General features: G+C 66.0%; 18 protein-coding genes. 9 read left to right on the top strand and 9 right to left on the bottom strand.

All coding sequences use genetic code 11. The features are described 5' to 3' along the window. Nucleotides 1-30 precede the first annotated feature (30 nt). Entirely contained in the window at nt 31-1,407 is a 1,377-nt protein-coding gene (locus tag BLV45_RS03270; protein WP_090528901.1) for an amidase, read from the bottom strand. Between the two features lie 204 nt (nt 1,408-1,611). Between BLV45_RS03270 and BLV45_RS03275 the strand changes: the two genes are divergently transcribed. From BLV45_RS03275 to BLV45_RS03285, 3 genes are all read left to right on the top strand, one after another. Continuing rightward, entirely contained in the window at nt 1,612-3,369 is a 1,758-nt protein-coding gene (locus tag BLV45_RS03275) for a cation:proton antiporter (RefSeq protein WP_090528904.1), read from the top strand. A 140-nt stretch (nt 3,370-3,509) separates the two neighbouring features. Next, nucleotides 3,510-4,934, top strand: a complete 1,425-nt coding sequence (locus BLV45_RS03280; RefSeq protein ID WP_090528907.1) for a gamma-glutamyl-gamma-aminobutyrate hydrolase family protein — start codon at nt 3,510-3,512, stop codon at nt 4,932-4,934. A gap of 277 nt (nt 4,935-5,211) precedes the next feature. Beyond that, nucleotides 5,212-5,931 (top strand): DUF2968 domain-containing protein, encoded by a 720-nt coding sequence (locus tag BLV45_RS03285; protein ID WP_090528910.1) that lies wholly within the window; start codon nt 5,212-5,214, stop codon nt 5,929-5,931. A 74-nt stretch (nt 5,932-6,005) separates the two neighbouring features. Here the strand turns inward: BLV45_RS03285 and BLV45_RS03290 are convergent, their stop codons facing one another. Together BLV45_RS03290 and BLV45_RS03295 are read right to left on the bottom strand one after the other, a co-directional pair. Continuing rightward, nucleotides 6,006-7,067 carry a hypothetical protein gene (locus BLV45_RS03290; protein WP_143130382.1) on the bottom strand — a complete coding sequence of 354 codons (1,062 nt, stop codon included), beginning with the start codon at nt 7,065-7,067 and terminating at the stop codon, nt 6,006-6,008. Between the two features lie 233 nt (nt 7,068-7,300). Beyond that, nucleotides 7,301-7,825: a GNAT family N-acetyltransferase gene (locus BLV45_RS03295; protein WP_090528916.1), complete on the bottom strand. Its 525-nt coding sequence runs from the start codon at nt 7,823-7,825 to the stop codon at nt 7,301-7,303. Between the two features lie 314 nt (nt 7,826-8,139). Here BLV45_RS03295 and tcuC point away from each other — a divergent pair, with 314 nt between their 5' ends. After that, nucleotides 8,140-9,438: an MFS transporter gene (gene tcuC, locus BLV45_RS03300; RefSeq protein ID WP_090528919.1), complete on the top strand. Its 1,299-nt coding sequence runs from the start codon at nt 8,140-8,142 to the stop codon at nt 9,436-9,438. Nucleotides 9,439-9,523: 85 nt separating this feature from the next. Here tcuC and BLV45_RS03305 read toward each other — a convergent pair whose 3' ends face one another. Further along, nucleotides 9,524-11,371: a tetratricopeptide repeat protein gene (locus tag BLV45_RS03305; RefSeq protein ID WP_090528922.1), complete on the bottom strand. Its 1,848-nt coding sequence runs from the start codon at nt 11,369-11,371 to the stop codon at nt 9,524-9,526. 126 nt (nt 11,372-11,497) lie between these two features. On the opposite strand from BLV45_RS03305, the gene BLV45_RS03310 reads away from it, so the two are divergent. The 3 genes from BLV45_RS03310 (at nt 11,498) to BLV45_RS03320 (ending at nt 14,836) form a co-directional block, all read left to right on the top strand. Then, complete coding sequence (locus BLV45_RS03310; protein ID WP_090528926.1) at nt 11,498-11,824, top strand: ArsR/SmtB family transcription factor; 327 nt, start codon at nt 11,498-11,500, stop codon at nt 11,822-11,824. 113 nt (nt 11,825-11,937) lie between these two features. Continuing rightward, entirely contained in the window at nt 11,938-13,032 is a 1,095-nt protein-coding gene (locus tag BLV45_RS03315; RefSeq protein WP_090531015.1) for a cation diffusion facilitator family transporter, read from the top strand. Nucleotides 13,033-13,111: 79 nt separating this feature from the next. Then, nucleotides 13,112-14,836: an FAD-dependent monooxygenase gene (locus BLV45_RS03320; protein WP_090528929.1), complete on the top strand. Its 1,725-nt coding sequence runs from the start codon at nt 13,112-13,114 to the stop codon at nt 14,834-14,836. A 95-nt stretch (nt 14,837-14,931) separates the two neighbouring features. Here the strand turns inward: BLV45_RS03320 and BLV45_RS03325 are convergent, their stop codons facing one another. From BLV45_RS03325 to BLV45_RS03340, 4 genes are read right to left on the bottom strand one after another with little or no spacing between them, the layout of a single operon-like run. After that, nucleotides 14,932-15,174 (bottom strand): formate dehydrogenase subunit delta, encoded by a 243-nt coding sequence (locus tag BLV45_RS03325; RefSeq protein ID WP_090528932.1) that lies wholly within the window; start codon nt 15,172-15,174, stop codon nt 14,932-14,934. A gap of 9 nt (nt 15,175-15,183) precedes the next feature. Beyond that, nucleotides 15,184-18,114 carry a formate dehydrogenase subunit alpha gene (gene fdhF / locus BLV45_RS03330; protein WP_090528935.1) on the bottom strand — a complete coding sequence of 977 codons (2,931 nt, stop codon included), beginning with the start codon at nt 18,112-18,114 and terminating at the stop codon, nt 15,184-15,186. Between the two features lie 17 nt (nt 18,115-18,131). After that, the gene (locus BLV45_RS03335) at nt 18,132-19,688 is read right to left on the bottom strand and encodes a formate dehydrogenase beta subunit (protein ID WP_090528938.1); all 1,557 of its coding nucleotides are present in this window, start codon (nt 19,686-19,688) and stop codon (nt 18,132-18,134) included. Continuing rightward, nucleotides 19,685-20,170 carry an NAD(P)H-dependent oxidoreductase subunit E gene (locus tag BLV45_RS03340; protein WP_090528940.1) on the bottom strand — a complete coding sequence of 162 codons (486 nt, stop codon included), beginning with the start codon at nt 20,168-20,170 and terminating at the stop codon, nt 19,685-19,687. Before BLV45_RS03340 ends, BLV45_RS03335 begins: the two co-directional genes overlap by 4 nt. Nucleotides 20,171-20,313: 143 nt before the next feature. On the opposite strand from BLV45_RS03340, the gene BLV45_RS03345 reads away from it, so the two are divergent. Together BLV45_RS03345 and BLV45_RS03350 are read left to right on the top strand one after the other, a co-directional pair. After that, a complete protein-coding gene (locus BLV45_RS03345; protein WP_090528943.1) occupies nt 20,314-21,393 on the top strand; it encodes a substrate-binding domain-containing protein in 1,080 nt (359 codons plus the stop codon). A gap of 110 nt (nt 21,394-21,503) precedes the next feature. Continuing rightward, a complete protein-coding gene (locus tag BLV45_RS03350; RefSeq protein WP_090528946.1) occupies nt 21,504-21,770 on the top strand; it encodes a hypothetical protein in 267 nt (88 codons plus the stop codon). Between the two features lie 76 nt (nt 21,771-21,846). Here the strand turns inward: BLV45_RS03350 and BLV45_RS03355 are convergent, their stop codons facing one another. Continuing rightward, on the bottom strand, nt 21,847-22,206 hold the full coding sequence (locus BLV45_RS03355) for a COG4315 family predicted lipoprotein (RefSeq protein WP_090528949.1): 360 nt from the start codon (nt 22,204-22,206) through the stop codon (nt 21,847-21,849). Nucleotides 22,207-22,437: the final 231 nt, after the last annotated feature.

Consider the following 22,437-nt stretch of genomic DNA (forward strand, 5'->3'; position numbering starts at 1 on the left):
AGCGCGAACGCCATCCATATCGGGTTCGGCCTATCGGATAGTGTTAAGGACGGCTTCGACGGCCCGGCCGACAGCGAGCAGCGCGTCGTCGCCATAAGGCTCGCCGGCCAGCATCAGGCCCACCGGCGCGCTTCCCCGCGCGTGGCAGGGTAGCGACAGCGCGCAGGTGTCGAGAAAGTTGAACGCGCTCGGATTGCGCAGGATCAAGGCGTTCGTGCGACCGAAGGCGTCGTCGTCATGCACGAGCTCGGCGAGGCGCGGCGGCACGACCGGCACGGTCGGCGCGACGATCGCGTCGAAGCGCTGCCAGAGCGCCCGCGCGGCTTCGAGCATCGCGTGGCGTTCGGCTACGAGGTCGAGGTAATCGGAGGCGCTGGCGGGCTGCCCCTTCAGGATGCGCAACAGTACCCGCGGGTCGTATTCGTCGCGGTGTTTTTCCAGCAGCGGACGGTGCCATGCATACGCTTCAATCGACGAAAAGCCGAAGCGGTTGATCGCCGGCAGCCGGTCGAGCGGCGCAAACCGCACTTCGCTCACGATCGCACCGGCGGCTTCGAGGTGCTTGAGGGCCGTATCGATGGCTTCGGCGACGGCCGGCTCCACGTCGTCGGTCACGTAGTGGTTGAGCACGCCGAGGCGCACGCCTTCGAGCGGTCGCGCGGCCGGAATGCGCGGCTCGAGCCCCGCCAGCATCCGGTCGACGAGCGCGCAGCATGCCACCGTCACGCCGATCGGGCCGAACGAATCGAGCGTCGTCGAAAGGGGCACGCCGCCCTGCCTCGGGATACGTCCGGCCGTCGGCTTGAAGCCGGTCAGGCCGCACAGCGCGGCTGGAATGCGGATCGAGCCGCCGGTGTCGGTGCCGAGCGCGACGGCCGCCATGCCGTCCGCCACCGATACGCCCGCGCCCGACGACGAGCCGCCCGAGATCCGCTCGTCGCCCTTCACGTCGCGCCGCCAGGGCGAGAGCGGATGGCCGTAGTGCGGATTGAGCCCGAGCCCGGAGAACGCGAACTCGCTCATGTTGGTGCGCCCGACGATCACCGCGCCCGCGCGCTTGAGCCGCGCGACGGCGAGCGCGTCGGCGCTGGCGGGCGCGGCGCCGGCCAGCACGCGGGAGCCGGCGCGCGTCACCTGGCCTTCGATGTCGAACAGGTCCTTCACCGAAACCGGAATGCCCGCGAGCGGCGAGAGCACCGTGCCGGCGGCGCGCAGGCGGTCGTGGGCGTCGGCGGCGGCGCGCGCGCTGTCCGCGTCGACGTGCATGAAGGTGACCGCGCCCTGGCCCAAAGGATCGGCAATCCGCTCGAGTGCGGTTTCAACCAGCTGGCGGCTCGTCGTGCGGCCGGCGGCCAGATCGGCGGCAAGCCGGGCGAGCGGCGGGAAGGGCGTGAATTCGGTAGCCATGGCTGTCCGTGTCCATTCGATGATGCGGATGATGCGCTGCGCGGTTTCGCGGGGCCCGGTGCGCCGGCCGGCGCTGGAACACCGCGTGGCGCACGTCCGTGAAACAATCAGGCGATATCGTTCGCATTGTAGATCGGCGCGCAAGCGGCATTTCATCCAGCTGGGTTACCATGCGTTTTTTACTATTTGTAAGGATTCAGGCGCATGCATCAAGGCATCGGCTTTATTCAGGATCTGGCGGTGGTGATGGCGATCGCGGGCATCGTCACGGTGTTGTTTCATCGCCTGAAACAGCCGGTGGTGCTGGGTTATATCGCGGCGGGCGTGATCATCGGGCCGTACACGCCGCCGTTCCAGCTGATTCACGACGAGCAGACCATTCAGACGCTCGGCGAGCTCGGCGTCGTCTTCCTGATGTTTTCGCTCGGTCTCGAGTTCAGCCTGCGCAAGCTCTTTCGCGTCGGCGCGACGGCGATCGTCGCGGCGTTATCCGAGATCGTGCTGATGCTGTGGCTCGGCTACGAGATCGGCAGCGCGTTCGGCTGGAGCCAGATGGATTCGCTTTTTCTCGGCGCGATCCTCGCCGTTTCGTCGACGACAATCATCGTCAAGGCGCTCTCCGAACTGAACCTGAAGCGCGAAAGCTTCGCGCAACTCGTGTTCGGCATTCTGATCGTCGAGGATATTCTGGCGATCGCCATGCTCGTGCTGCTCTCGGGCATCGCCCAGACGGGCGAACTCAACACGGGCGTCGCGTTCATGACGCTCGGCAAGCTGCTGCTCTTCATGACGGTTTCACTCGTGGCCGGGATCGTGCTCGTGCCGCGCGCGCTCAACTACGTCGCGCGCGCCCAGAGCGACGAGATGCTGCTCGTGTCGGTGCTGGGCTTCTGCTTCGGCTTCTGCCTGCTCGTCGTGAAGCTCGACTACAGCATCGCGCTCGGCGCGTTTCTGATCGGCGCGATCATGGCCGAGTCGCGTCATCTGCATCGGATCGAGCACCTGATCGCGCCGCTGCGCGATGCGTTCTCCGCGATCTTCTTCGTGACGATCGGGCTGATGCTCAACCCCGCCGTGCTGGTGGATTACGCGTGGCCGATCGCGGTGATCACGGTGGCCGTGATTCTCGGCAAGATCGTGTCGTGCGGGCTCGGAACCTTTCTTGCCGGTAAGGACGGCCGCACGGCGATGCGCGTCGGCATGACCGTTTCGCAGATCGGCGAGTTCTCGTTCATCATCGCGTCGCTCGGGCTCACGCTGAAGGTGACGAGCGCGTTTCTCTATCCGGTCGCGGTGGCCGTGTCGGCGCTCACCACGCTGTTCACGCCGTACCTGATCCGCGCGGCCGATCCGTTGACCCGCCGTCTTGCCCACGCGATGCCGCCGACGCTCGCCAGCCTGTTCGGCATGTACGCGCAATGGCTCGGCAGCCTGGGGCCGGCAACGGGCGAGCCGACCGTGTTCAGCATCACGCGACGCATCGTCGTGCAGATCGCCGTGAACCTCGCGCTCGTCGCGGCGATCTTTCTGGCGGCGTCTTATGGTTCGTCGTATGGCAGCCGCTGGATCGCGCGCTGGATCGCCTCGGAGCCGGCCCAGCGCGTCGTGCTGTGGAGCGCGGCGCTGCTGGTCTCGATGCCGTTTCTCGTCGCCGTGTACCGGAAGACGAAATCGCTCGCGCTGCTGCTCGCCGAGATCAGCGTGCAGCCCGCGAAGGCGGGGCGCTTCACGTACGCCATCCGCTATGCGATCTCGGACCTCGTGCCGGTTGTCTCGATGATCGGCGTGTTCCTGCTGGTCGCGGCGCTCTCGGGCGCGATCCTGCCGCCGACGGGCCTGCTCGTCGCCGTGCTGGTCTGCGCGGCGCTGCTCGTGACGCTGTTGTGGCGATGGTGCGTGAAGATCCACGCGGCGATGCAGATCGCGCTGCGCGAATCCTTCGACGAGCAACCCGATCCTTGAGCGATCCCTGAGCGCCGGGTTTTCGCAAAAAAGCCGCAACAATGTGAGCAAATGTTTGCTGGTTTGCCGCTGATGGCGCGCTGGCGGATAATCGGATGGTGTCCATTCGTTCGCGTATACGGCGCGCCTGTCCCACAGTCATGAGCGAAAACAAGCCAACCAATCCTGGAACACCCGCAGCCGCTTCCGTGGGTACACCCGGCGCTACACCTTCCTCCACTGATTTGCCCGGTACATCGTCGCCCGACGCGCAGGCCGCGCCGGCGGGATTGCCAACGGCGCCGCCGGATGCGCCCGAGGCCGCGGCCCGCGCATCGACGGACGATCCGCAGAGCGCGTCGACCGTGACGCCCGCCGCGACACCCGCCGCGACACCGAAGACCCAGCAGCAACTCGACGCCGCCGAAGCACGCGCCGCCGCCGCCCAGGCAACCGCGAAGCAGGAAGCCGCGGTCCACGATCGCGATCGCACGTCGCGAACGGGTGCGCCGGCGTCTTCTGCTGCCGCCACGGCCGGTGCCGCGCCTTCCTCCACTGAAGCCGCCGGAGCGACCGGAGCCGCCGGAGCCGCAGGAGCCACCGCGGACGAACCACCCGCACCGGGTTCGCCGCCACCGGGCTTCACGTCACAGCCTGACTTCTCCACGTTCAATCCGCCGCCGGCCAGTTCGCTGCCGCCTTCGGCGCCGCGTTATCTGAAGCAGAGCGATTCGGCGTGGTCGGTATTCGGACGGATCATCGCCGCGCGCGCCCGGCAGCTGTTCGATCGCGCCGGCCAGCGCATCACGCAGCGCACGCTGCGCATCGGCGTGTCGGCGCGGATCTTTCACCCGGAACCGGGCGCGAAGGGGTTGCGCGGCAAGACCCTGCAATACCTCGAAGAGTCGATCGCCCACTGGGTGATGTCGCGCGACGTCATCGTGTTCATGATTCCGACGGTCGGCCATCAGGGCATGCTGCATCCGAGCAACATCCGTCTGCGCGACTACGCGAAGCACCTCGACGGCCTGCTGCTGCAAGGCGGCGCGGACGTCTCGCCGCAGTCTTATCAGGAAGCCGCGACGCGGCCCGAGTGGCCCGGCGACCGCGTTCGCGACATGTACGAACTGGAGTTGCTGCATGAGTTCGTCGAGTCGGGCAAGCCCGTGCTCGGCGTGTGCCGTGGCTGCCAGCTGATCAACGTGGCGTTCGGCGGCTCGCTCTACCAGGATATCGCCACCGATGTGCCGACGGCCGGCGTACACGTCAGCGAGCAGTACGACCAGCATCGTCACGCCGTGCATTTCCCGGATGGCTCGACGCTCGCGAACATGTTTCCGGGACGGCGCGAAGCGATCGTCAACTCGATTCACCACCAGGCCGTGAAGACGCTCGGCCGCGACCTGAACATCGAGGCGGTCTCGGCGTCCGACGGCATTATCGAAGCCGTGCGGTATCGTCGCGCGCCATTCGTGATGGGCGTGCAGTGGCACCCGGAATTTCACCGTGCGGGCGGTCCGGAACTGCTCGACTGTACGCCGTTGCTCGACACGTTTTTGCGCGTCGCGCGCGAGACCCGCTTCTAGCCACGGTTCTAGCCCCGCCGTTTTCGACCTCGACAGGAAAGCCGGCTGCACGCCGGTTTTTTTGTGATTTTTTGTACCTCTGGTATTTCCATCGCTTTTCGCGCGGGTCTCCTTCGTTGAGCCGCGCGTGATCTTCGATACCGTGAATGCATGCGATCGCGCGGGACGTCCGTTTATCTCGATTTAAACTCTGCACGGGGCTGCTCAGAACGCTTCGCTTCGCTGCCAAACCGCGCGATAATTGCGGGCTATTCAGCATTTGCACGGAGCATGCACGATGAAGTACTCCTTATGTTTGCGGCGCGCGATGCTGCTCGCGGTGATGGGCGCGTCGTTGTACGGCGCGGCGGCGCAGGCGCAGGAGGAGGCGCAGGAGAGCGACGCCTCGGCGCCTGTCGTCGGCACGCGGCCCGCGATGAATACACTGACGCCGCAGTTGAGCCCGTCGCCGCAGCAGGTGGCGTCGGGCGCGAGTGCCGCGGACGATGCGCAGGGCGACGTCGCTGAACTGATGCAGATGATTCACGATTCGAAGCTCGTGGAATTGCGCACCACGTACAACGGCAGCTACGGCGCGAGCCTCTTCTTTTATCCGCAGGAAATGACGTATTACGTCGCGCTGTTTCAGGACCGGCATTTCTGGCGCGTGATCAAGTCACAGGATGACGTGCGCGCCGAAGCGATTTACGCCGGTTTTGTGAAGCAGACAGCGGAGCTGGCCAACATCGAAATCCATCGCACCGAATTGCAGGCGCAAAAGGCGTTTCTCGATCGCGTGATCGCCTTGTCGGAAGACCGGGCGAAGCGCCTGCAGGCCGACCTCGATGTCGCGCGCACGCAGCAGGCGCAGGTCAACGAGCATCAGCGCGAGGTGCAGGGCGAGGCGGTCGCGCTGCGCGCCGAAAAGGATCGCGCGCAGGCGCAGTTGCGTGAACTGCAGCGGCAGGTGCAGCAGTTGCAACGTCAGACGGAAGCAGGCTTGCCAGGCGCACGATAGCGCGACGTCAGTGCCCGTTCGAAACGAAACAGCAGCCCGATTTTGCGTCGGGCTGTTTTTTCTTGTGCGGACGGTTATCGCGAGAAGCTGTCAGGTACCTCGGTCACGCGACGTTGCGTCATGCCGTTCATCCAGTCGCCGGAGGTGTTGTTCGTGCGGGCAGGTGCGCGCGGTGTCGCAGGGCTGCTTGTGAGCGTGGCGGCCCAGGTCCTGATGGATGCGTAGTCGTCCGTGGAAACCGTGGACCCCGCATTGGGCGAGAAGCGGCCCGTGGTGGAGAGCGCGACATCGGGACGATGCGCGGTCGCGATGCGTTGACCCGTGGCTACTACATTCGGGGTGGCAGAACGACGGCTCGCGCTGGTGACCTGCGCTGTCCGACGCTGATTCGCCTTCAGCGATTTCGCGTACGTCGCGCCGGTTGCCCCGCGCGCGGACTTGTGCGATGACTTCACGTTCGCGCGGGCGACTTCGGTGGCGTGCCTGCGTGCGGAGCGTTTTATCGCGCCGGGACCGGATGCGGTAGAGGCCGTCGTGGTGGTCGCAGCCGATGCGCTTTTCGTGGCCGTTTCCGTCGTTTGCCCGCGGCCTCGCGCTCGGGACGCAACAGGCAGCCTGGCCTCTTCATTGCGCAATGCGTCTTGCGCCGACGGAATATGGGGTGAAGCAGGAACATCGACGCTGGCGACGTCGTCAGCCACATCCGGTGACGAATGCGAAGACGACAGCGCGATCCACGCGAGCACGGCCGCGCCACTCACTGCGCACGCGCCGCCCAGAACCATCCGTTTGCGAGTGGACGCGCGCGGCGCAACCGGCGGTATCCGCAGATCGACATGCGCGGCGTGCGCTGGTGGCGCGGGCGAATCCGGCGCCGCGGAAACAGGCGAAGCGGTCGGCGGACCGGCGCGCTTCGCCTTGAGCGGTTCCCAGCGGCATGCCGAGCGGATCGCGTCGGCGCTCAGACAGAACGTGTGCAGCATCGCTGCATACAGCGCCTTGAGTTCGGCACGAAAGCTGACGTTGGGCGGCAACAGCGCCCATTCGCGACCGAACGAACGAGGCAGGCGTTCGAGCGGATGCGTTCTGGGCAGCGCCATTGCGCCTTCGATCAAGGTGAGGGGAATTGTCGACATCGTTCTTCTCGCGATGCCGCGTAGCTGAGGTTGGCCGCTCGACGTATGACGCGACGCCGATGCACCGCGACATGCAGTGGCCGACCCCGACGCGGGCCGTCTCGGTAAAAGCCATAGCTGGAAGCGGCCGATGATGCCTCGGCACCCAGGCACCAACGATCAGAAACATCTGAAAGTACCTGGCGTTATGTCTGCGTTTCCGCGTTGCATTGCATCGAGTGGATGCGTGCCGTCTACGCGGCGTCTGTGTCGAGACGATAGACGTAGCGCAGCGCCGTGATGTCGACGCCGCCCATGAAGTCCGGCTCCGCGCCGGCCGGCAGCCAGCCCTGACGTTCATAGAATGCGATCGCCGGCGCGTTGCCTTCGAGCACATAGAGATAGAGCTGGCGTTCGCCCTGCGCGCGCGTCCAGTCGCACGCGGCGCGCATCAACAGCTTGCCGGCGCCGATACCCTGGTGCGCGGGCAACGCATGCAGGTTGTCGAGCAGCACGCCCCATTGCGAATCGGCCTGCCGTTCAACGCACACGAAGCCCGCCGCTTCGCCCGCGCGTTCGGCGATCACGACGAGCCGCCTTTCAGCACCCGGCGCCGCGAGTCGGGCCCGCCAGTGCGCGGCGCGATCCTGCATGACGTCGTTGTCGAGAAACGCGTCGGGCAGCAGGCCGCGATAGGTGGCCTGCCAGCTGGCCGCGTGGATCGATGCAATGAGCGCGGCGTCTTCGACGGTGGCGGGACGCAGGATGAGTTCGGACATGGCGGAAAGCGCGAAAACAGGGAGTTGGCCGCGTAGTGTACCGCCCGCCGCGGGGCGATTTTAGTAAGCATTCTGTATGAAATGCAATGCAACGTCGGGAGCGGTAATATCCGGCCCAGGAAGGCGCTCGCACCCGCCTCAGGTGTTGCACGGATAACGTGCCGGTGCACCGCGAACCGGCGTGAATCGCCCGCGGCGCTTTCCATCCTGATGCGTCATCCCGATGTTGCCGCGCGCGTCTCTCGCTGACGCCGTGGTCGTTTCAACTGCCTTTCATCGTCGCCGGCACGGTGAGAGGTCAATCAGAGAATGTCATGTCTACTGCGTCCCACGCATCTCCTTCAAACGAGTCAAAGGTCAAGACCGTATTCCGCGTGGTCAGCGGCAACTTTCTTGAGATGTATGACTTCATGGTCTATGGCTATTACGCTTCGGCGATTGCCAAGACCTACTTTCCGGGCGGCAACGAATTCGCCTCGTTGATGCTGTCGCTGTCGGTGTTCGGCGCGGGTTTCCTGATGCGTCCGCTCGGCGCGATCGTGCTCGGCGCATACATCGACCATCACGGCCGCCGCAAGGGGCTGATCCTCACGCTCGGCTTGATGGCGCTTGGCACGCTCACGGTGGCGGCGATTCCCGGATACGCGACGATCGGTGTGCTGGCGCCGATACTCGTGCTGCTCGGGCGGCTGCTGCAGGGCTTCTCTGCGGGCGTCGAACTGGGCGGCGTCTCGGTGTATCTGTCGGAAATCGCGACGAAGGGCAACAAGGGCTTCTATTGCTCGTGGCAGTCGGGCAGCCAGCAGGTGGCGGTGGTGTTCGCCGCGCTGATCGGCGTGGTGCTGAACCGGATCCTGCCGGCCGACCAGATGACCGCGTGGGGCTGGCGCGTGCCGTTCCTCGTCGGCTGCCTGATAGTGCCGTTCCTGTTCTTCATCCGTCGTTCGCTGCAGGAAACGGAAGAGTTCAAGGCGCGCAAGCATCGTCCTTCGATGGGCGAGATCATGAAGTCGATGGTGCAGAACTGGCGCGTCGTGCTGGCCGGCATGGGCATGGTGATCATGACGACCGTGTCGTTCTACATGATCACCGCGTACACGCCGACCTTCGGCAAGGAAGTGCTGAAGCTGTCGTCGATCGACGTGCTGGTGGTGACGGTGTGCGTCGGCGTGTCGAACCTGATCTGGCTGCCGCTGTCGGGCGCGCTGTCGGATCGTGTCGGCCGTCGTCCGGTGCTGCTCGCGTTCACGATCCTCACGATTCTCACGTCGTATCCGGCCGTGCAGTGGCTCGTCAGCGATCCGTCGTTCGTGCGTCTGCTGATGGTCGAGCTGTGGCTCTCGTTCCTGTACGGTTGCTACAACGGCGCGATGGTCGTCGGCCTGACCGAAGTGATGCCGGTCGAAGTGCGGACCGCGGGTTTCTCGCTCGCCTACAGCCTCGCGACGACGATCGGCGGCTTCACGCCGGCCATCTCGACGCTGCTGATTCACACGACGGGCAACAAGGCCGCGCCGGGCCTGTGGATGGGCGTGGCCGCGATCGTCGGCCTGATCTCGACGCTCGTGCTGTATCGCACGCCTGAGGCGCGCAACCAGTACCGCGCAGCGTAACGCTACACGCATCGTTCGATGCGTGCGGCGTGCCTGTGGTTGATCCGCAAACCCCCATGTTCGTCGTGAACGTGGGGGTTTTGTCTTATGCGTCGCGTAAGGCGAGCGCGACGGTCCGCACGACGTCGTCCCACGCACCCGGTTCCGGCTGGCGCACGAGTTCGACGCCTGGATACCACGGGCTGCGCGTGTCGCCGGTGAACCAGCGCCAGTCGGCGGCGAACGGCAGCATCAGCCAGAGCGGCTTGCGCAGCGCGCCGGCAAGGTGGGCAATCGACGTATCGATCGACACGACCGCATCGAGCCGTTCGATGATCGCGGCGGTGTCCGCGAAGTCGGCGATGCGCGGCCCCAAATGATGGATCGAGGCGGCGCGCGGATGCGCATCGAGCGCGGCGCGCTCGTCCGCGCGCAGGTCGGGCTGCAGCACGATCCAGTCGATGCCATCGAGCGCGAAGAGCGGTTCGAGCGCGGCGAGCGGCATCGTGCGGTTTTCGTGTTGCTGGATGCGTCCCGACCACGCCAGACCGATCTTGCGTTTCGCGTGACCGCCGAGTGAGCCGCGCCACTTGCGCCGGTACGCGGGCGGCACGCTGAGATACGGCGTGCGCGCGGGGATCGTATCGAACGTCGTGCCGAGCGCGAGCGGCAGGCTCAGGAGCGGGCATTGCAGATCGGCGCGCGGGCGCGGCGCGCCCTGTGCGATCAGCGTGATGCGCCATTCCTGCGCGGCGGGAGCGAGAACCGGCAGCAGCTGCGGCTGCACTTCGAGCACGACACGTGCGCCGCGCTGCGCGACGAGCGGCACGAAGCGCACGAACTGCAGCGTGTCGCCAAAACCCTGTTCCGCATGGATGAAAAGCGTCTTGCCTTCGACCGGCTCGCCGCGCCAGCGCGGCATCGGCACACTGGCCGGCAGCGCGGTGGTTTCGAGGCGCCACTCGTATTCCGGCAGGCCGCGCGCGAAGTCGCCCTGCGTCAGCCAGACGAGCGCGCGGTTCATATGGGCCGACGCCAGATCGTCGCGCAGACGCAGCGCCTGGTTGAACGCGCGCACCGCCGCGTCGAGCGCGCCGAGCGCGTGACGCGCCGTGCCGAGTCCGAGCCACGCGAGGCTGAACGCCGGATCGAGACCCACCGCGCGCTCGAAATGCTGCGCGGCCCGCGCGTGCTGCCCGAGCGCGGCGAGCGCGTTGCCGAGGCCGAACAGCGCGGGCGCGAGATGCGGCTGCATCGCGAGCGTCGCTTCGAACGCGACGACGGCTTCCGCGTGCCGGCCGAGTGCGTCGAGCGTGTTCGCCAGATTGAATCGTGCCGCGACAAAACGCGGCTCCGCGGCGAGCGCGGCCTGGAACTGCGCGATCGCGTCGTCCGGCTGGTCGAGCGCGTTGAGCGCCATGCCGAGATTGTTGTGCGCGCCGGCGTGGCCCGGACGCAGCGCGAGCGCCTGCTCGAACGCGGTCACGGCCTCGCGATGCTGGCCGAGCGCGTGCAGCGCGTTGCCGAGATTGTTATGCGACGACGCATCCGCCGGTTGCAGTTGCAGCGACCGGCGAAAGGCGTCGGCGGCGTCTTCGTGACGCCCGCTCGCCGCGTACGCGTTGCCGAGGTTGTAGTGCGCCATCGGGAACGTCGGCACGAGCGAGAGCGCGTTGCGAAACCGCTCGATCGCGTCGTCGAGATGGCCGAGCGCCCTCAGCGCGTTGCCGAGGTTCAGTTGCAGCGCGGCGTCGTCGGGGCGCAGGTCGGCCGCGCGCTTCACGAGATCGGCGGCGGCGGCGTGCTGGCCCTGCTGGTGACGCAGCACGCCGAGCAGATGCAGGGCGTCGACGTGGACGGGGTCGGTGGCGAGGGTCGCGAGGTAATCGCGTTCGGCGTCGTCGAGTCGACCGTCACGATGCGCCGCCCAGGCGCGGTCAAATACAGGTTGCATGACGGTGGGGAAGGCAGTTCGGTGAGACAGACGCCGCATTTTCCCACACTCGGCGCCGCACTCCCGGATTGACGCGGCGGGTCGCTATGTATAACATGTGAACAAATGTTCATATGTACATCGACAATGACTCCTTCGACTCAGGATGACCGCGTCGTTCAGCTCGCCGATCTGTTCCGGCTGCTTGGCGATCCGACGCGTCTGCGCATCGTGCTGGCCTGCGCGGAAGGCCGGCGCGCGGTGGGTGCGATTGCCGAACTGCTGGGGCTGTCGCCTTCGCTGGTGAGCCACCACCTGCGCCTGCTGCGCGCGGCGCGCATCGTGCGGGCGGAGCGGCAGGGCAAGCAGGTGTTCTATCTGGCGGCCGACCTGCACATCAGCGCGATGCTCGCGGGCATGCTCGAACACGTGGCCGAACCGGTTGCGGAATTTTCCATGGATCAAGAATCATGAATACGACGAACCGGAACCAGCCGGCCGAAGAGCGGGACGATGAACACGCGCCGCCATCGGTCGAAGATTCCGGCGCCCATGGCGACGAAACCGTGCGCGCGTCCACTTCGCATATGAAGTACCGTCCGGCGTCGGCGGCCGCGCCTGCGCATCGGCATGGCGCGGATTGCGACCACGCGGGTCATTCACATGCCACGCACGATCACGCGGATCATGTACATGCCGAAGACGACGCCCAGCATGACGATCACACCGCCCACGATCACGCGGGGCATCACCACGGCCACGGTCACAGCCACGGCGGCCATCATCATCCGCACGCGCCCGTCCCGGGCCAGGGCCGCTCGTTCGCACTCGCCGTCGGGCTGAACGTTGCGATTGTCGTGATTCAGGGCATCTATGGCGTGATCGCCAATTCGACCGCGCTGCTCGCCGACGCCGGCCACAATCTCTCCGACGTGCTCGGCCTGCTGCTCGCATGGGGCGCCATCTGGCTGACGGCTCGCCGTCCGTCCGCGCGTTACACGTTTGGTCTTGGCAGTTCGTCGATCCTCGCCTCGCTTGCGAACGCCGGGCTGCTGCTGTTTGCGTGCGGCGTGATCGTCGCCGAGGCGATCGGACGCCTGTTCCATCCGGCGCCGGTCGCAGGTCTCGACGTGTTCGTCGTCGCGACGTTCGGCATGGTCGGCAACGGCTTTTCGGCGTGGCTCTTCATGCGCGGTCAGGAGAAGGATCTCAACATTCGCGGCGCGTTTCTGCACATGGCCGCCGATGCGTTGATTTCCGCGGCGGTCGCCGTGAGCGGTCTCGTGATTCTCTTCACGAACTGGACGTGGCTCGATCCGCTGATGAGCATCGCCGTGGTCGCGGTGATCGTGTACGGCACGTGGGGGCTCGCGCGCGATTCGATGTGCCTCGCGCTCGACGCCGTGCCGCCGGGCGTCGACCTGCAGCGCATCCGCGACTACCTCGGCGCACAGCCGGGCGTCACCGGCGTGCATGACCTGCACGTGTGGGCGTTGTCGACAACCGGCAATGCGCTGAGCGCACACGTCGTCATGCCCGACGGCCATCCGGGCGACGAGGTTATCGACGGCATCGTCACGACGCTGCGCGAGCGCTTCGAGATGCATCACGCAACGCTCCAGGTCGATCTCGGCACGACCGATCATCGCTGCGCGCTCGATCGCCCCGCAGCCAGCCACTGACGCGCAATTGACGCGGTGCGTCGTCGGACGGAAATACGGCGGCGTACACTAGACACCGTGTCAGTGTCTGGAGCCCTGCATGGCCGCTGTTCCTCTAGACGCGCCGCCGGTCCTCATCGTCGGCGCGGGTCCGACCGGGCTTGCTGCCGCGATGAGCCTCGCCCGGGCGCGCATTCCGGTGCGTCTCATCGACCGTGCGTCGCAGCCCGCGCCTCACTCGCGCGCGATCGGCATCCAGGCCCGCACGCTCGAACTGCTCGAACAGCATCGCATCGTCGAACCGTTTCTCGAACTCGGGCACCGGGCGCGCGCCGCCAATCTCTATTCGAACGGCCAGCGCCGCGCGCGGCTCGATTTCGATCCGCTGCAAACGCGTTATCCGTATCTGCTCTTCATCGACCAGTCCATCACCGAGCGGCTGCTTGCCGGGCATCTGGAAACGCTGGGCGTCAAGATCGAGCGCGGCGTCGAGATGACCGGGTTCGCGCAGGGTTCGGCCGGGCTGAGCGCCACGCTGCGACGCGCGGACGGTCACGTCGAGACGCTGCATCCTTCGTATCTGATTGCCGCCGACGGTGCGCATAGCGGCGTGCGTCACCGGCTCGGCGTGAGCTTTTCGGGCAAGACGTTCCAGCAGACATTCCTGCTCGCGGACGTCGAGGCCGACGTCGACTGGCCCGACGATGAGTTCCACATCTTCGCGTCCGGCGAGGGGCTCGCCGGGATGTTTCCGATGGGCGAGGAGCGCTACCGGCTGATCGCCGATCATCCGCTTCAACCGTTCCAGCCGCACGAAGCCATGAGCATGAACGGCGAGGCGCCGCCGCCGTCGGAGATTCCGTCCACCCCGCCTTCGCTCGACGAATGCACGGCGATCATCGGGCGGCGCGTGCGGCATCCGGTGACGCTGAAGTCGCTGAACTGGTCGTCGTATTTCCATCTGAACAGCCGCATGGTCGGCCAGTTGCGCGCGGAACGCGTGTTTCTGGCCGGCGACGCCGCGCACGTACACAGCCCGGCCGGCGCACAGGGCATGAACACCGGCATCCAGGAGGCGTTCAATCTCGGCTGGAAGCTCGCGCGCGTGCTGTCCGGCGAGGCACCCGACCGGCTGCTCGACACGTATCACCTCGAACGTCATCCGATCGAGCGCGACGTGCTGCGGCAGACGAGTTTCGTCACGCAGCTCGCCGAAGCCGATCATGGCCCGCTCAAGATGCTGCGCGAACGCGTGATGCCGGTGCTGTCCGCGCTCGGGCCGCTGCGCGACGCCGCGCGCCGCACCGTCAGCGAGCTGTCGATCCAGTACCGGCGCAGTCCGCTCACGCTGGAGCGCGTGCTCGACGGCGGTCCGCGCGCGGGCGAACGCGCGCCCGATGCGTACGTCCACGTGCTGGACGGTCCGTTGGGACGCCTGCCGGGGGTGGGCTGCCTGTTCGACCTGCACGATCCGGCGTATTTCTCGTTGCTGCTGCTGGTCGCGCCGGACACGCAGGAGGACACCCCGCACGATCCGGCCACCACCCGCGAGGCGGCGCGCGACGCGGACCTGAAGCGCTTTCTCGAAGAAATGGCGCTGCTGATGCCGGGCGCGATGCGCATCTGGCGTCTGACCGACGTGGAGGGCGAGGGCGCCCCGACGCTCACCGAATCCTACGGGCGCACGCGGCCCGCGTTCTATCTGGTGCGCCCGGACGGCTACATCGCGGCGCGCGGCCGGCCTGCGTCGGATCTGAACGGCCTGCTGCGTCACTGCGAAGCGTGGTTCACGAAAAGCACGCAGGCTGAGCGCGATATCGGGTGAACCTCGGCGGCTGAACCGCGGCGCCCGAAAACCGGCGGATAAAAAAACGCCGGACCGCATCACGCGTCCGGCGCCCTGTGCTGCTACTGCGAGATTCAGGCGGCGACCGGCGTCAGGTCGACGCGATGCTTCACGAGCGATTCCCTGACAATATCCGACATCTCGATTTCGGTGGCACCGGGTGTGTCGAGCGTCGCCAGAATCGCGCGACGCATCCGCGGCTCCCAGAAACGCCGGATGTGATCGGCGATGCTGTTCACGGCCTCCTCGTGATCCGGCAGCGAATCGAAGAAATCGCCGATCCGGTTCGCCATGTCGATCAGGTTGTTGTCATCCATGGTGTGCCCTCATTTACCCGACGTGACATCGGTCAGCTCGCGCCGTGCAAGCAGATCGAGCTGCTCGGCGTTAAAGCGCGAATACTCCTGCTGCCATTCGGACGGCTGCCCGACCGGCATCACCTGTACTGCCGTGACCTTGTATTCAGGGCAGCTCGTCGCCCAGTCGGCACTGTCGGTGGTGATCACGTTCGCGCCCGATTCGGGGAAGTGGAACGTCGTGTACACGACGCCCGGCTGCATGCGCTCCGTCACCTTCGCGCGCAGCACGGTGTGTCCCGCACGCGACTCGATGCCCACCCAGTCGCCCGTCTTGATGCCGCGCTCCTCGGCGTCGTGCGGATGCAGTTCGAGCCGGTCCTCGTCGTGCCAGCGCGAATTCTCCGTGCGACGCGTCTGCGCGCCGACGTTGTACTGCGACAGGATGCGGCCCGTCGTCAGCAGCAGCGGAAATTTGCGCGTGACCTTTTCCGGCGAGGCGATGAACTTCGTGATCACGAACTTGCCCTTGCCCCGTACGAACGTGTCGACGTGCATGGTCGGCGTGCCGTCGGGGGCTTCCTCGTTACACGGCCACTGGATGCTGCCCATCTGGTCGATCTTCTTGTATGACACGCCATGGAACGTCGGGGTGAGCATCGCGATCTCGTCCATGATTTCCGACGGATGCGTGTAGTCCATTTCGTAGCCGAGCGCACGCGAAAGCAGCAGCGTCACTTCCCAGTCGGCGTAGCCCGCGAGCGGCGGCATCACCTTGCGAACGCGCGAGATGCGACGCTCCGCGTTCGTGAACGTGCCGTCCTTCTCGAGGAACGTCGAGCCCGGCAGCAGCACGTGTGCGTACTTCGCGGTTTCGTTCAGGAAGATGTCCTGCACGACGATGCATTCCATCGCCGACAGCGCGGCCGCCACATGGTGCGTGTTCGGGTCCGACTGGACGATGTCCTCGCCCTGGCAGTAGAGCCCGAGGAACGTGCCGTGCGTGGCCGCATCGAACATGTTCGGAATGCGCAGGCCCGGCTCGGGTTGAAGCGTGCAGTTCCATGCCTCTTCGAAGAGCGTGCGCGTCGTCGTGTCGCTGATGTGGCGATAGCCCGGCAGTTCGTGCGGGAACGAGCCCATGTCGCACGAGCCCTGCACGTTGTTCTGGCCGCGCAGCGGATTCACGCCGACGCCTTCGCGGCCGATGTTGCCCGTCGCCATCGCGAGGTTCGCGATGCCCATCACGGCCGTGGAACCCTGTGCGTGTTCCGTGACGCCGAGACCGTAATAGATCGCGGCGTTGCCACCCGTCGCGTAGATGCGGGCTGCGGCGCGCACCGTTTCCGCCGGCACGCCGGTGACCTCGGCGGTTGCTTCCGGCGCGTTTTCCGGCAGGGCGACGAAGTCGCGCCATTGCTGGAACGCGCGGTCTTCGCAACGCTCGGCGATGAACTGGTCCGCGAGCAGGCCTTCGGTGACGATCACGTGCGAGAGCGCGTTGATGATCGCGACGTTCGTGCCCGGACGCAGCTGCAGGTGATGCACGGCCTTCACGTGCGGCGTGTCGACGATGTCGATCACGCGCGGATCGACGACGATCAGCTTCGCGCCTTCACGCACGCGCCGCTTCAGGCGCGAGCCGAACACCGGGTGCCCGTCGGTCGGGTTCGCGCCGATCACGACGATCACGTCGGCCTTGTCGACCGATGCGAAGGTCTGCGTGCCGGCCGATTCGCCGATCGTCGTCTTCAGGCCGTAGCCCGTCGGCGAGTGACACACGCGCGCGCAGGTGTCGACGTTGTTGTTGCCGAACGCGGCGCGCACGAGTTTCTGCACGAGATAGGTTTCCTCGTTCGTGCAGCGCGACGACGTGATGCCGCCGATCGAATCGCGGCCGTGCTTCGCCTGGATGCGGCGGAATTCCGACGCGGCGTAGCTGATCGCTTCTTCCCAGCTGACTTCGCGCCACGGGTCGGTGATCTTCGCGCGGATCATCGGCTTCGTGATGCGGTCCTTGTGCGTCGCGTAGCCCCACGCGAAGCGGCCCTTCACGCACGCGTGGCCTTCGTTCGCGCCGCCGTTCTTGTACGGCACCATGCGCACGACCTGGCTGCCCTTCATCTCCGCCTTGAACGAGCAGCCGACGCCGCAATACGCGCACGTCGTGATCACCGAGTGTTCGGGCTGGCCGAGCATCACGATGCTTTTTTCCTGCAGCGTCGCGGTCGGACATGCGGCGACGCACGCGCCGCACGACACGCATTCCGATTCCATGAACGGCACGTTTTCGCTCGCGGCGACGCGCGACTCGAAGCCGCGCCCGGTGATCGTCAGCGCGAACGTGCCCTGGGTTTCCTCGCACGCGCGCACGCAGCGGTTGCAGACGATGCACTTCGACGGGTCGTACGTGAAGTACGGATTCGACTCGTCTTTCACGTCCTTCAGATGGTTCGCGCCGTCAAAGCCGTAGCGCACCTCGCGCAGGCCCGTGACACCCGCCATGTCCTGCAGTTCGCAGTCACCGTTCGCGGGGCAGGTCAGGCAGTCGAGCGGGTGATCGGAGATGTACAGCTCCATCACGTTGCGGCGCAGCGATTGCAGGCGGTCGGTTTGCGTGCGCACTTTCATGCCGGCTTCGACCGGCGTCGTGCAGGACGCGGGATAGCCGCGGCGGCCTTCGATTTCCACGAGACACAGACGGCACGAGCCGAACGGTTCGAGCGAATCGGTGGCGCAGAGCTTCGGCACGTTGACGCCGGCTTCGGCGGCGGCGCGCATCACCGAGGTGCCGGCCGGCACCGTGACGGATTCGCCGTCGATTTCGAGCGTCACGCTGACGTCGGCGTGACGCAGCGGCGTGCCGTAGTCGGTGTCGTCGAACGGATCGCGTGACTGTGATTTGCAGGCGCAGTTGCCGGAGCCGCAGCCGCCAGCTTTCGGGTTGAGCACATCGGACATGGTATTGGGCTCCATCGTCAGGCCGCGGCCGCTTTCGGCGCGGTGTCGAGACCGAAGTCTTCGGGGAAATGGTCGAGTGCGGACAGCACCGGGAAGGGCGTCATGCCGCCCATTGCGCAAAGCGAGCCAGCCACCATCGTGTCGCACAGGTCGCGCAGCAGTTGCACCTGTTTCGTCGAGGTGTCGCCGTTGCGGATGCGGTCGATTACCTCGACGCCGCGCGTCGAGCCGATCCGGCACGGCGTGCATTTGCCGCACGATTCCAGCGCGCAGAAGTGCATCGCGTACTGCGCGAGGTCGGCGAGATTCGAGGTGTCGTCATGCACGACGAGGCCGCCGTGACCGACCACCGCGCCGACCGCCGCGTAGGCCTCGTAATCCATCGGGATGTCCCACTGGCTTTCGGGCAGATACGTGCCGAGCGGGCCGCCGACCTGCACCGCGCGCGCCGGACGGCCGCTCGCCGTGCCGCCGCCATAGTCGTAGAGCAGTTCGCGCAGTGTCACGCCGAACGCCAGTTCGACAAGGCCGCCCTGTTTCACGTTGCCGGCGATCTGGAACGGCAGCGTGCCGCGCGAGCGGCCCATGCCGAAGTCCTTGTAGAAGGCGGCGCCCTTCGCGAAGATGATCGGCACCGTCGCGAGCGTGATCACGTTGTTGATCACGGTCGGCTTGCCGAAGAGGCCCGCGAGCGCGGGCAGCGGCGGCTTCGCGCGCACGATGCCGCGTTTGCCTTCGAGCGACTCGAGCATCGCGGTTTCCTCGCCGCACACGTAAGAGCCCGCGCCCTTCGCGACAAACAGCTCGAAGCGGTGCGCCGAGCCGAGCACGCTGTCGCCGAGCCAGCCGGCGGCGCGCGCCTTGACGATCGCCGCTTCGAGCGTGGCGATCGAATGCGGATACTCGCTGCGCACATAAATGTGACCGACCGTTGCGCCCGTCACGACGCCCGCGATGATCATCCCTTCGATCAGCATGTACGGGTCGCTTTCCATCGCGAGACGATCGGAGAACGTGCCGGAGTCGCCTTCGTCGGCGTTGCAGACGATGTACTTCTGGTCCGCGAGCGCCGCCCGCACCGTGCGCCATTTGATGCCGGCCGGGAACGCCGCGCCGCCGCGTCCGCGCAGGCCCGATTCGATCAGCGCGTCGCAGGCCGCGGCGCCGTCCATCGCGAGCGCCTGCTTCAGGCCTTCGATGCCGCCATGCGCGACGTAATCTTCCGTCGACAGCGGATCGGTGATGCCGATGCGCGCGAACGTCAGACGCTGCTGCTTCTTCAGATACGGAATTTCGTCGACCACGCCGACGTGACGCGCGTGTGGGTTGCCTTCGGTAAAGCCCGCATCGAACAGCGACGTGACGTCGGCTGCCTCGACGTTCGCGTAACCGACGCGGCCCGCGGACGTTTCCACTTCGATGAGCGGTTCGAGATACAGCAGGCCGCGTGAGCCGTTGCGCACCACGTCGATCGCGACGCCGCGCCGCGCGGCTTCCGCTGCGATGGCTTCAGCGATGGCGTCCGCGCCGAGCGCGAGCGCCGAGGAATCGCGGGGAATAAAGATGCGCGTCATACCGTTTCCTCCACACGTTGGCTGGCGGCGGCTAGGATCGCATCGAATTTTTCGGGCGTGACTTTCGCGTGCAGCGTGTCGTTGACCAGCATCGCCGGCGACAGCGCGCACTGGCCGAGGCAGTACACCGATTCGAGCGCGACCGCGTCGCCGTGACGGTGGTCCGCATCGAAGTGGCAGCCGGTGCGCGATTCGATATGTTTCGCGAGCGCTTCGGTGCCCATGCTGCGACACGCTTCCGCGCGGCACAGCTGCACCGTGACGCGGGCAGCGGGCTGCGTGCGGAAGTGGTGATAGTAGGTGATGACGCCATGCACTTCGGCACGCGACAGGTTCAGCGTCTTCGCCAGCGGCCCGACGACTTCGGGCGGCACGAATCCGGCTTCGTCCTGGATGGCGTGCAGGATGGCCAGCAACGACATCCCCGGGCGCGCATGACGCTGGACGAGCTGTTCCTGCGCGACGGTATTTGTATTGTTCAAGTGGGGGCTCCTCCAGAGTCAAATATGCACTTGTTATTCATAATGTGTGCATCTATGCTTTCGTGTATCTGGTATATCTGTGTAGAACGATAGGTGGACAACCGGTCTGCCGCAATAGGAAATGTCTCTACATATATGAGCTTATGATCAAAATTGAATGTCAGGCGCAACTCGTGATGCGCGATCCGGACGGCCGGGAGGCCAGTCTGACGGACGTTGTGCCGCTTCTGACGCTCGTCGACGAATCCGGCAGCATTTCGCAGGCCGCGACGCTTAAGGGTTTGTCCTACCGTCATGCGTGGGGTTTACTGCGCGCGATCGAGGAGCGGCTGGGCGGTGCGCTGATCGCCAAGGAGCGCGGCCGGGGTTCCGTGCTGTCCGAACTGGGCCAGGCCGTGCTGCGTGCGCAGCGCCTGTGTGGCGAGCGGCTCGACGGCAACATGCAGGCGCTCGCGAGCGAGGTCGCGAGCGACCTGAACCGCTGGCTCGCGCCGCCCACCGACGACGTCCGGATTCACGCGTCGCACGGTTATGCGGTCGCGGCGCTCGTGACCGAGATGGTGACGCGCGACATCGGCGTCGAAATCAAATACCGCGACAGCGGCGAATCGGTGACGGCGCTTGCGCGCGGCGAGTGCGACCTGGCGGGCTTTCACCTGCCGCGCGGCGAGTTTCGCGAGGCGTGTGCCGATGTCTATCGACGCTGGCTCGATCCGCAGCGGCACGTGCTCGTGCATCTGACGATGCGCCAGCAGGGCCTCTTTCTCGCGAAGGGTAATCCGAAGGGAATCGCTGGCCTCGCCGATCTGAGGCGTGACGACATCCGCTTCGTCAACCGTCAGCCGGGATCGGGCACGCGCATGCTGCTCGACCTCGCGTTGCGGCGCATCGACATCGATCCGGACCGCGTGAACGGCTATGCATCGGCGGAACTGACGCACTCGGCGATCGCGGCGTTCGTGGCGAGCGGAATGGCCGACGTGGGCTTCGGCGTCGAGCCCGCCGCGCATCATTTCGGGCTCGACTTCGTGCCCGTGGTCGACGAGGACTATTACTTCGCGTGCGAGCGGCAGGCGCTCGGGCGCACGCCGCTCGCCGCGGTGATCGCGCTGCTGCGCAGCGCCACGTTTCGCGCGAGCGTCGCGCGGCTGGAAGGCTACGATCCGCTGCATTGCGGCGAGGTCTTCGATCTCGACGAGGGTCTGGGCGACGTGGCCGCGTAAGCGCGCGTAACATGCGCCGCGCCCGTGTCCGCTGCATCGCGGCGCGGTTTGCGATACTCTCTACGCTTCGCATCCCGCTTCACACGCGTGCCACGACGCGCCGAATCCCTATGAAATTCCTGATCAATGTGTGCGCTGCCGCGATCTCTGTCGGCGCGCTTTTCGGTACCGTTTCGATTGCGTTCGCGCAGAACTCGCCGGGTGTGCCCGGCGGCATCCTGCAGGACGAGTTCCGTCTGAAGGCGCATCCGCAGATGCCGTTCGCCGCATCGGCGCCTTCGAAGAAGTATCAGAAGGACACCCCGTCGGCGCGTCGCCGCAAGGGCGACAACGGCGATCCGAACGGCTGCAACCTGCAGTGCCCTGACGACCAGTAATGTGTCGCGACGCCGCGAACGTGCCAGTTCGCGGCGTGCGCCCAGCCTGGACTCATTCAGCCTGCTTCAGGCCGCATCACGGCTTCGCCGTGTGCCACATGTCCTTGAAGCCATCGCCCTTCATGTCCCCCGCCTTGGTGTCCTTCGCGAAGCGATACACCGGCTTGCCTTTATACGCCCACTGCTTCTTGCCATCGGCTGACGGAATCACCGTCCAGTCGCCCGAAGGCTTGTCGTACGAGTCCGCCATCGCGCCCGGCCAGGCCGTCGCGCAGCCGCCCGTGCAGGCGCTTTTGCCAGGCGTCGTGTCCTTGTCGAACGTGTAGAGCGTCATGCCGTCTTCGTCGACGAAATGGCCGTCGGCGGTTTTGGGCATCTCGGCGAAAGCGGTCTGCTGGATCGCGAAAAGGGCGAGCAAAAACATCGTCTTGCGCATGATGTGATCTCCTGTTGCGGACGTTCTGTTAAGGAGTTTAGGCGTTCACGGAGAAAGACACATGACGAAAACGCCACGTGTTCCCGATAAACGGGCGACGGTCAGGGATTATTCCATCTGCCGCGATTTTTAGATCCGGTGTCGGAATGTTTCATTATCCATGTGGGATTTTTCCTGCATCGGCGCAGTTTGTTTCTGCTTTACTTCGCTGGCGATTAATCGTGTGAATTC

This window comes from Paraburkholderia sartisoli, from assembly GCF_900107685.1.
Classification (GTDB): Bacteria; Pseudomonadota; Gammaproteobacteria; order Burkholderiales; family Burkholderiaceae; genus Paraburkholderia; species Paraburkholderia sartisoli.

Bases quoted from the DNA above. Each gene is read 5' to 3' on its own strand.
- BLV45_RS03270 (WP_090528901.1), bottom strand. From the start codon at position 1,407: ATGGCTACCGAATTCACGCCCTTCCCGCCGCTCGCCCGGCTTGCCGCC.
- BLV45_RS03275 (WP_090528904.1), top strand. From the start codon at position 1,612: ATGCATCAAGGCATCGGCTTTATTCAGGATCTGGCGGTGGTGATGGCG.
- BLV45_RS03280 (WP_090528907.1), top strand. From the start codon at position 3,510: ATGAGCGAAAACAAGCCAACCAATCCTGGAACACCCGCAGCCGCTTCC.
- BLV45_RS03285 (WP_090528910.1), top strand. From the start codon at position 5,212: ATGAAGTACTCCTTATGTTTGCGGCGCGCGATGCTGCTCGCGGTGATG.
- BLV45_RS03290 (WP_143130382.1), bottom strand. From the start codon at position 7,067: ATGTCGACAATTCCCCTCACCTTGATCGAAGGCGCAATGGCGCTGCCC.
- BLV45_RS03295 (WP_090528916.1), bottom strand. From the start codon at position 7,825: ATGTCCGAACTCATCCTGCGTCCCGCCACCGTCGAAGACGCCGCGCTC.
- tcuC (WP_090528919.1), top strand. From the start codon at position 8,140: ATGTCTACTGCGTCCCACGCATCTCCTTCAAACGAGTCAAAGGTCAAG.
- BLV45_RS03305 (WP_090528922.1), bottom strand. From the start codon at position 11,371: ATGCAACCTGTATTTGACCGCGCCTGGGCGGCGCATCGTGACGGTCGA.
- BLV45_RS03310 (WP_090528926.1), top strand. From the start codon at position 11,498: ATGACTCCTTCGACTCAGGATGACCGCGTCGTTCAGCTCGCCGATCTG.
- BLV45_RS03315 (WP_090531015.1), top strand. From the start codon at position 11,938: ATGAAGTACCGTCCGGCGTCGGCGGCCGCGCCTGCGCATCGGCATGGC.
- BLV45_RS03320 (WP_090528929.1), top strand. From the start codon at position 13,112: ATGGCCGCTGTTCCTCTAGACGCGCCGCCGGTCCTCATCGTCGGCGCG.
- BLV45_RS03325 (WP_090528932.1), bottom strand. From the start codon at position 15,174: ATGGATGACAACAACCTGATCGACATGGCGAACCGGATCGGCGATTTC.
- fdhF (WP_090528935.1), bottom strand. From the start codon at position 18,114: ATGTCCGATGTGCTCAACCCGAAAGCTGGCGGCTGCGGCTCCGGCAAC.
- BLV45_RS03335 (WP_090528938.1), bottom strand. From the start codon at position 19,688: ATGACGCGCATCTTTATTCCCCGCGATTCCTCGGCGCTCGCGCTCGGC.
- BLV45_RS03345 (WP_090528943.1), top strand. From the start codon at position 20,314: ATGATCAAAATTGAATGTCAGGCGCAACTCGTGATGCGCGATCCGGAC.
- BLV45_RS03350 (WP_090528946.1), top strand. From the start codon at position 21,504: ATGAAATTCCTGATCAATGTGTGCGCTGCCGCGATCTCTGTCGGCGCG.
- BLV45_RS03355 (WP_090528949.1), bottom strand. From the start codon at position 22,206: ATGCGCAAGACGATGTTTTTGCTCGCCCTTTTCGCGATCCAGCAGACC.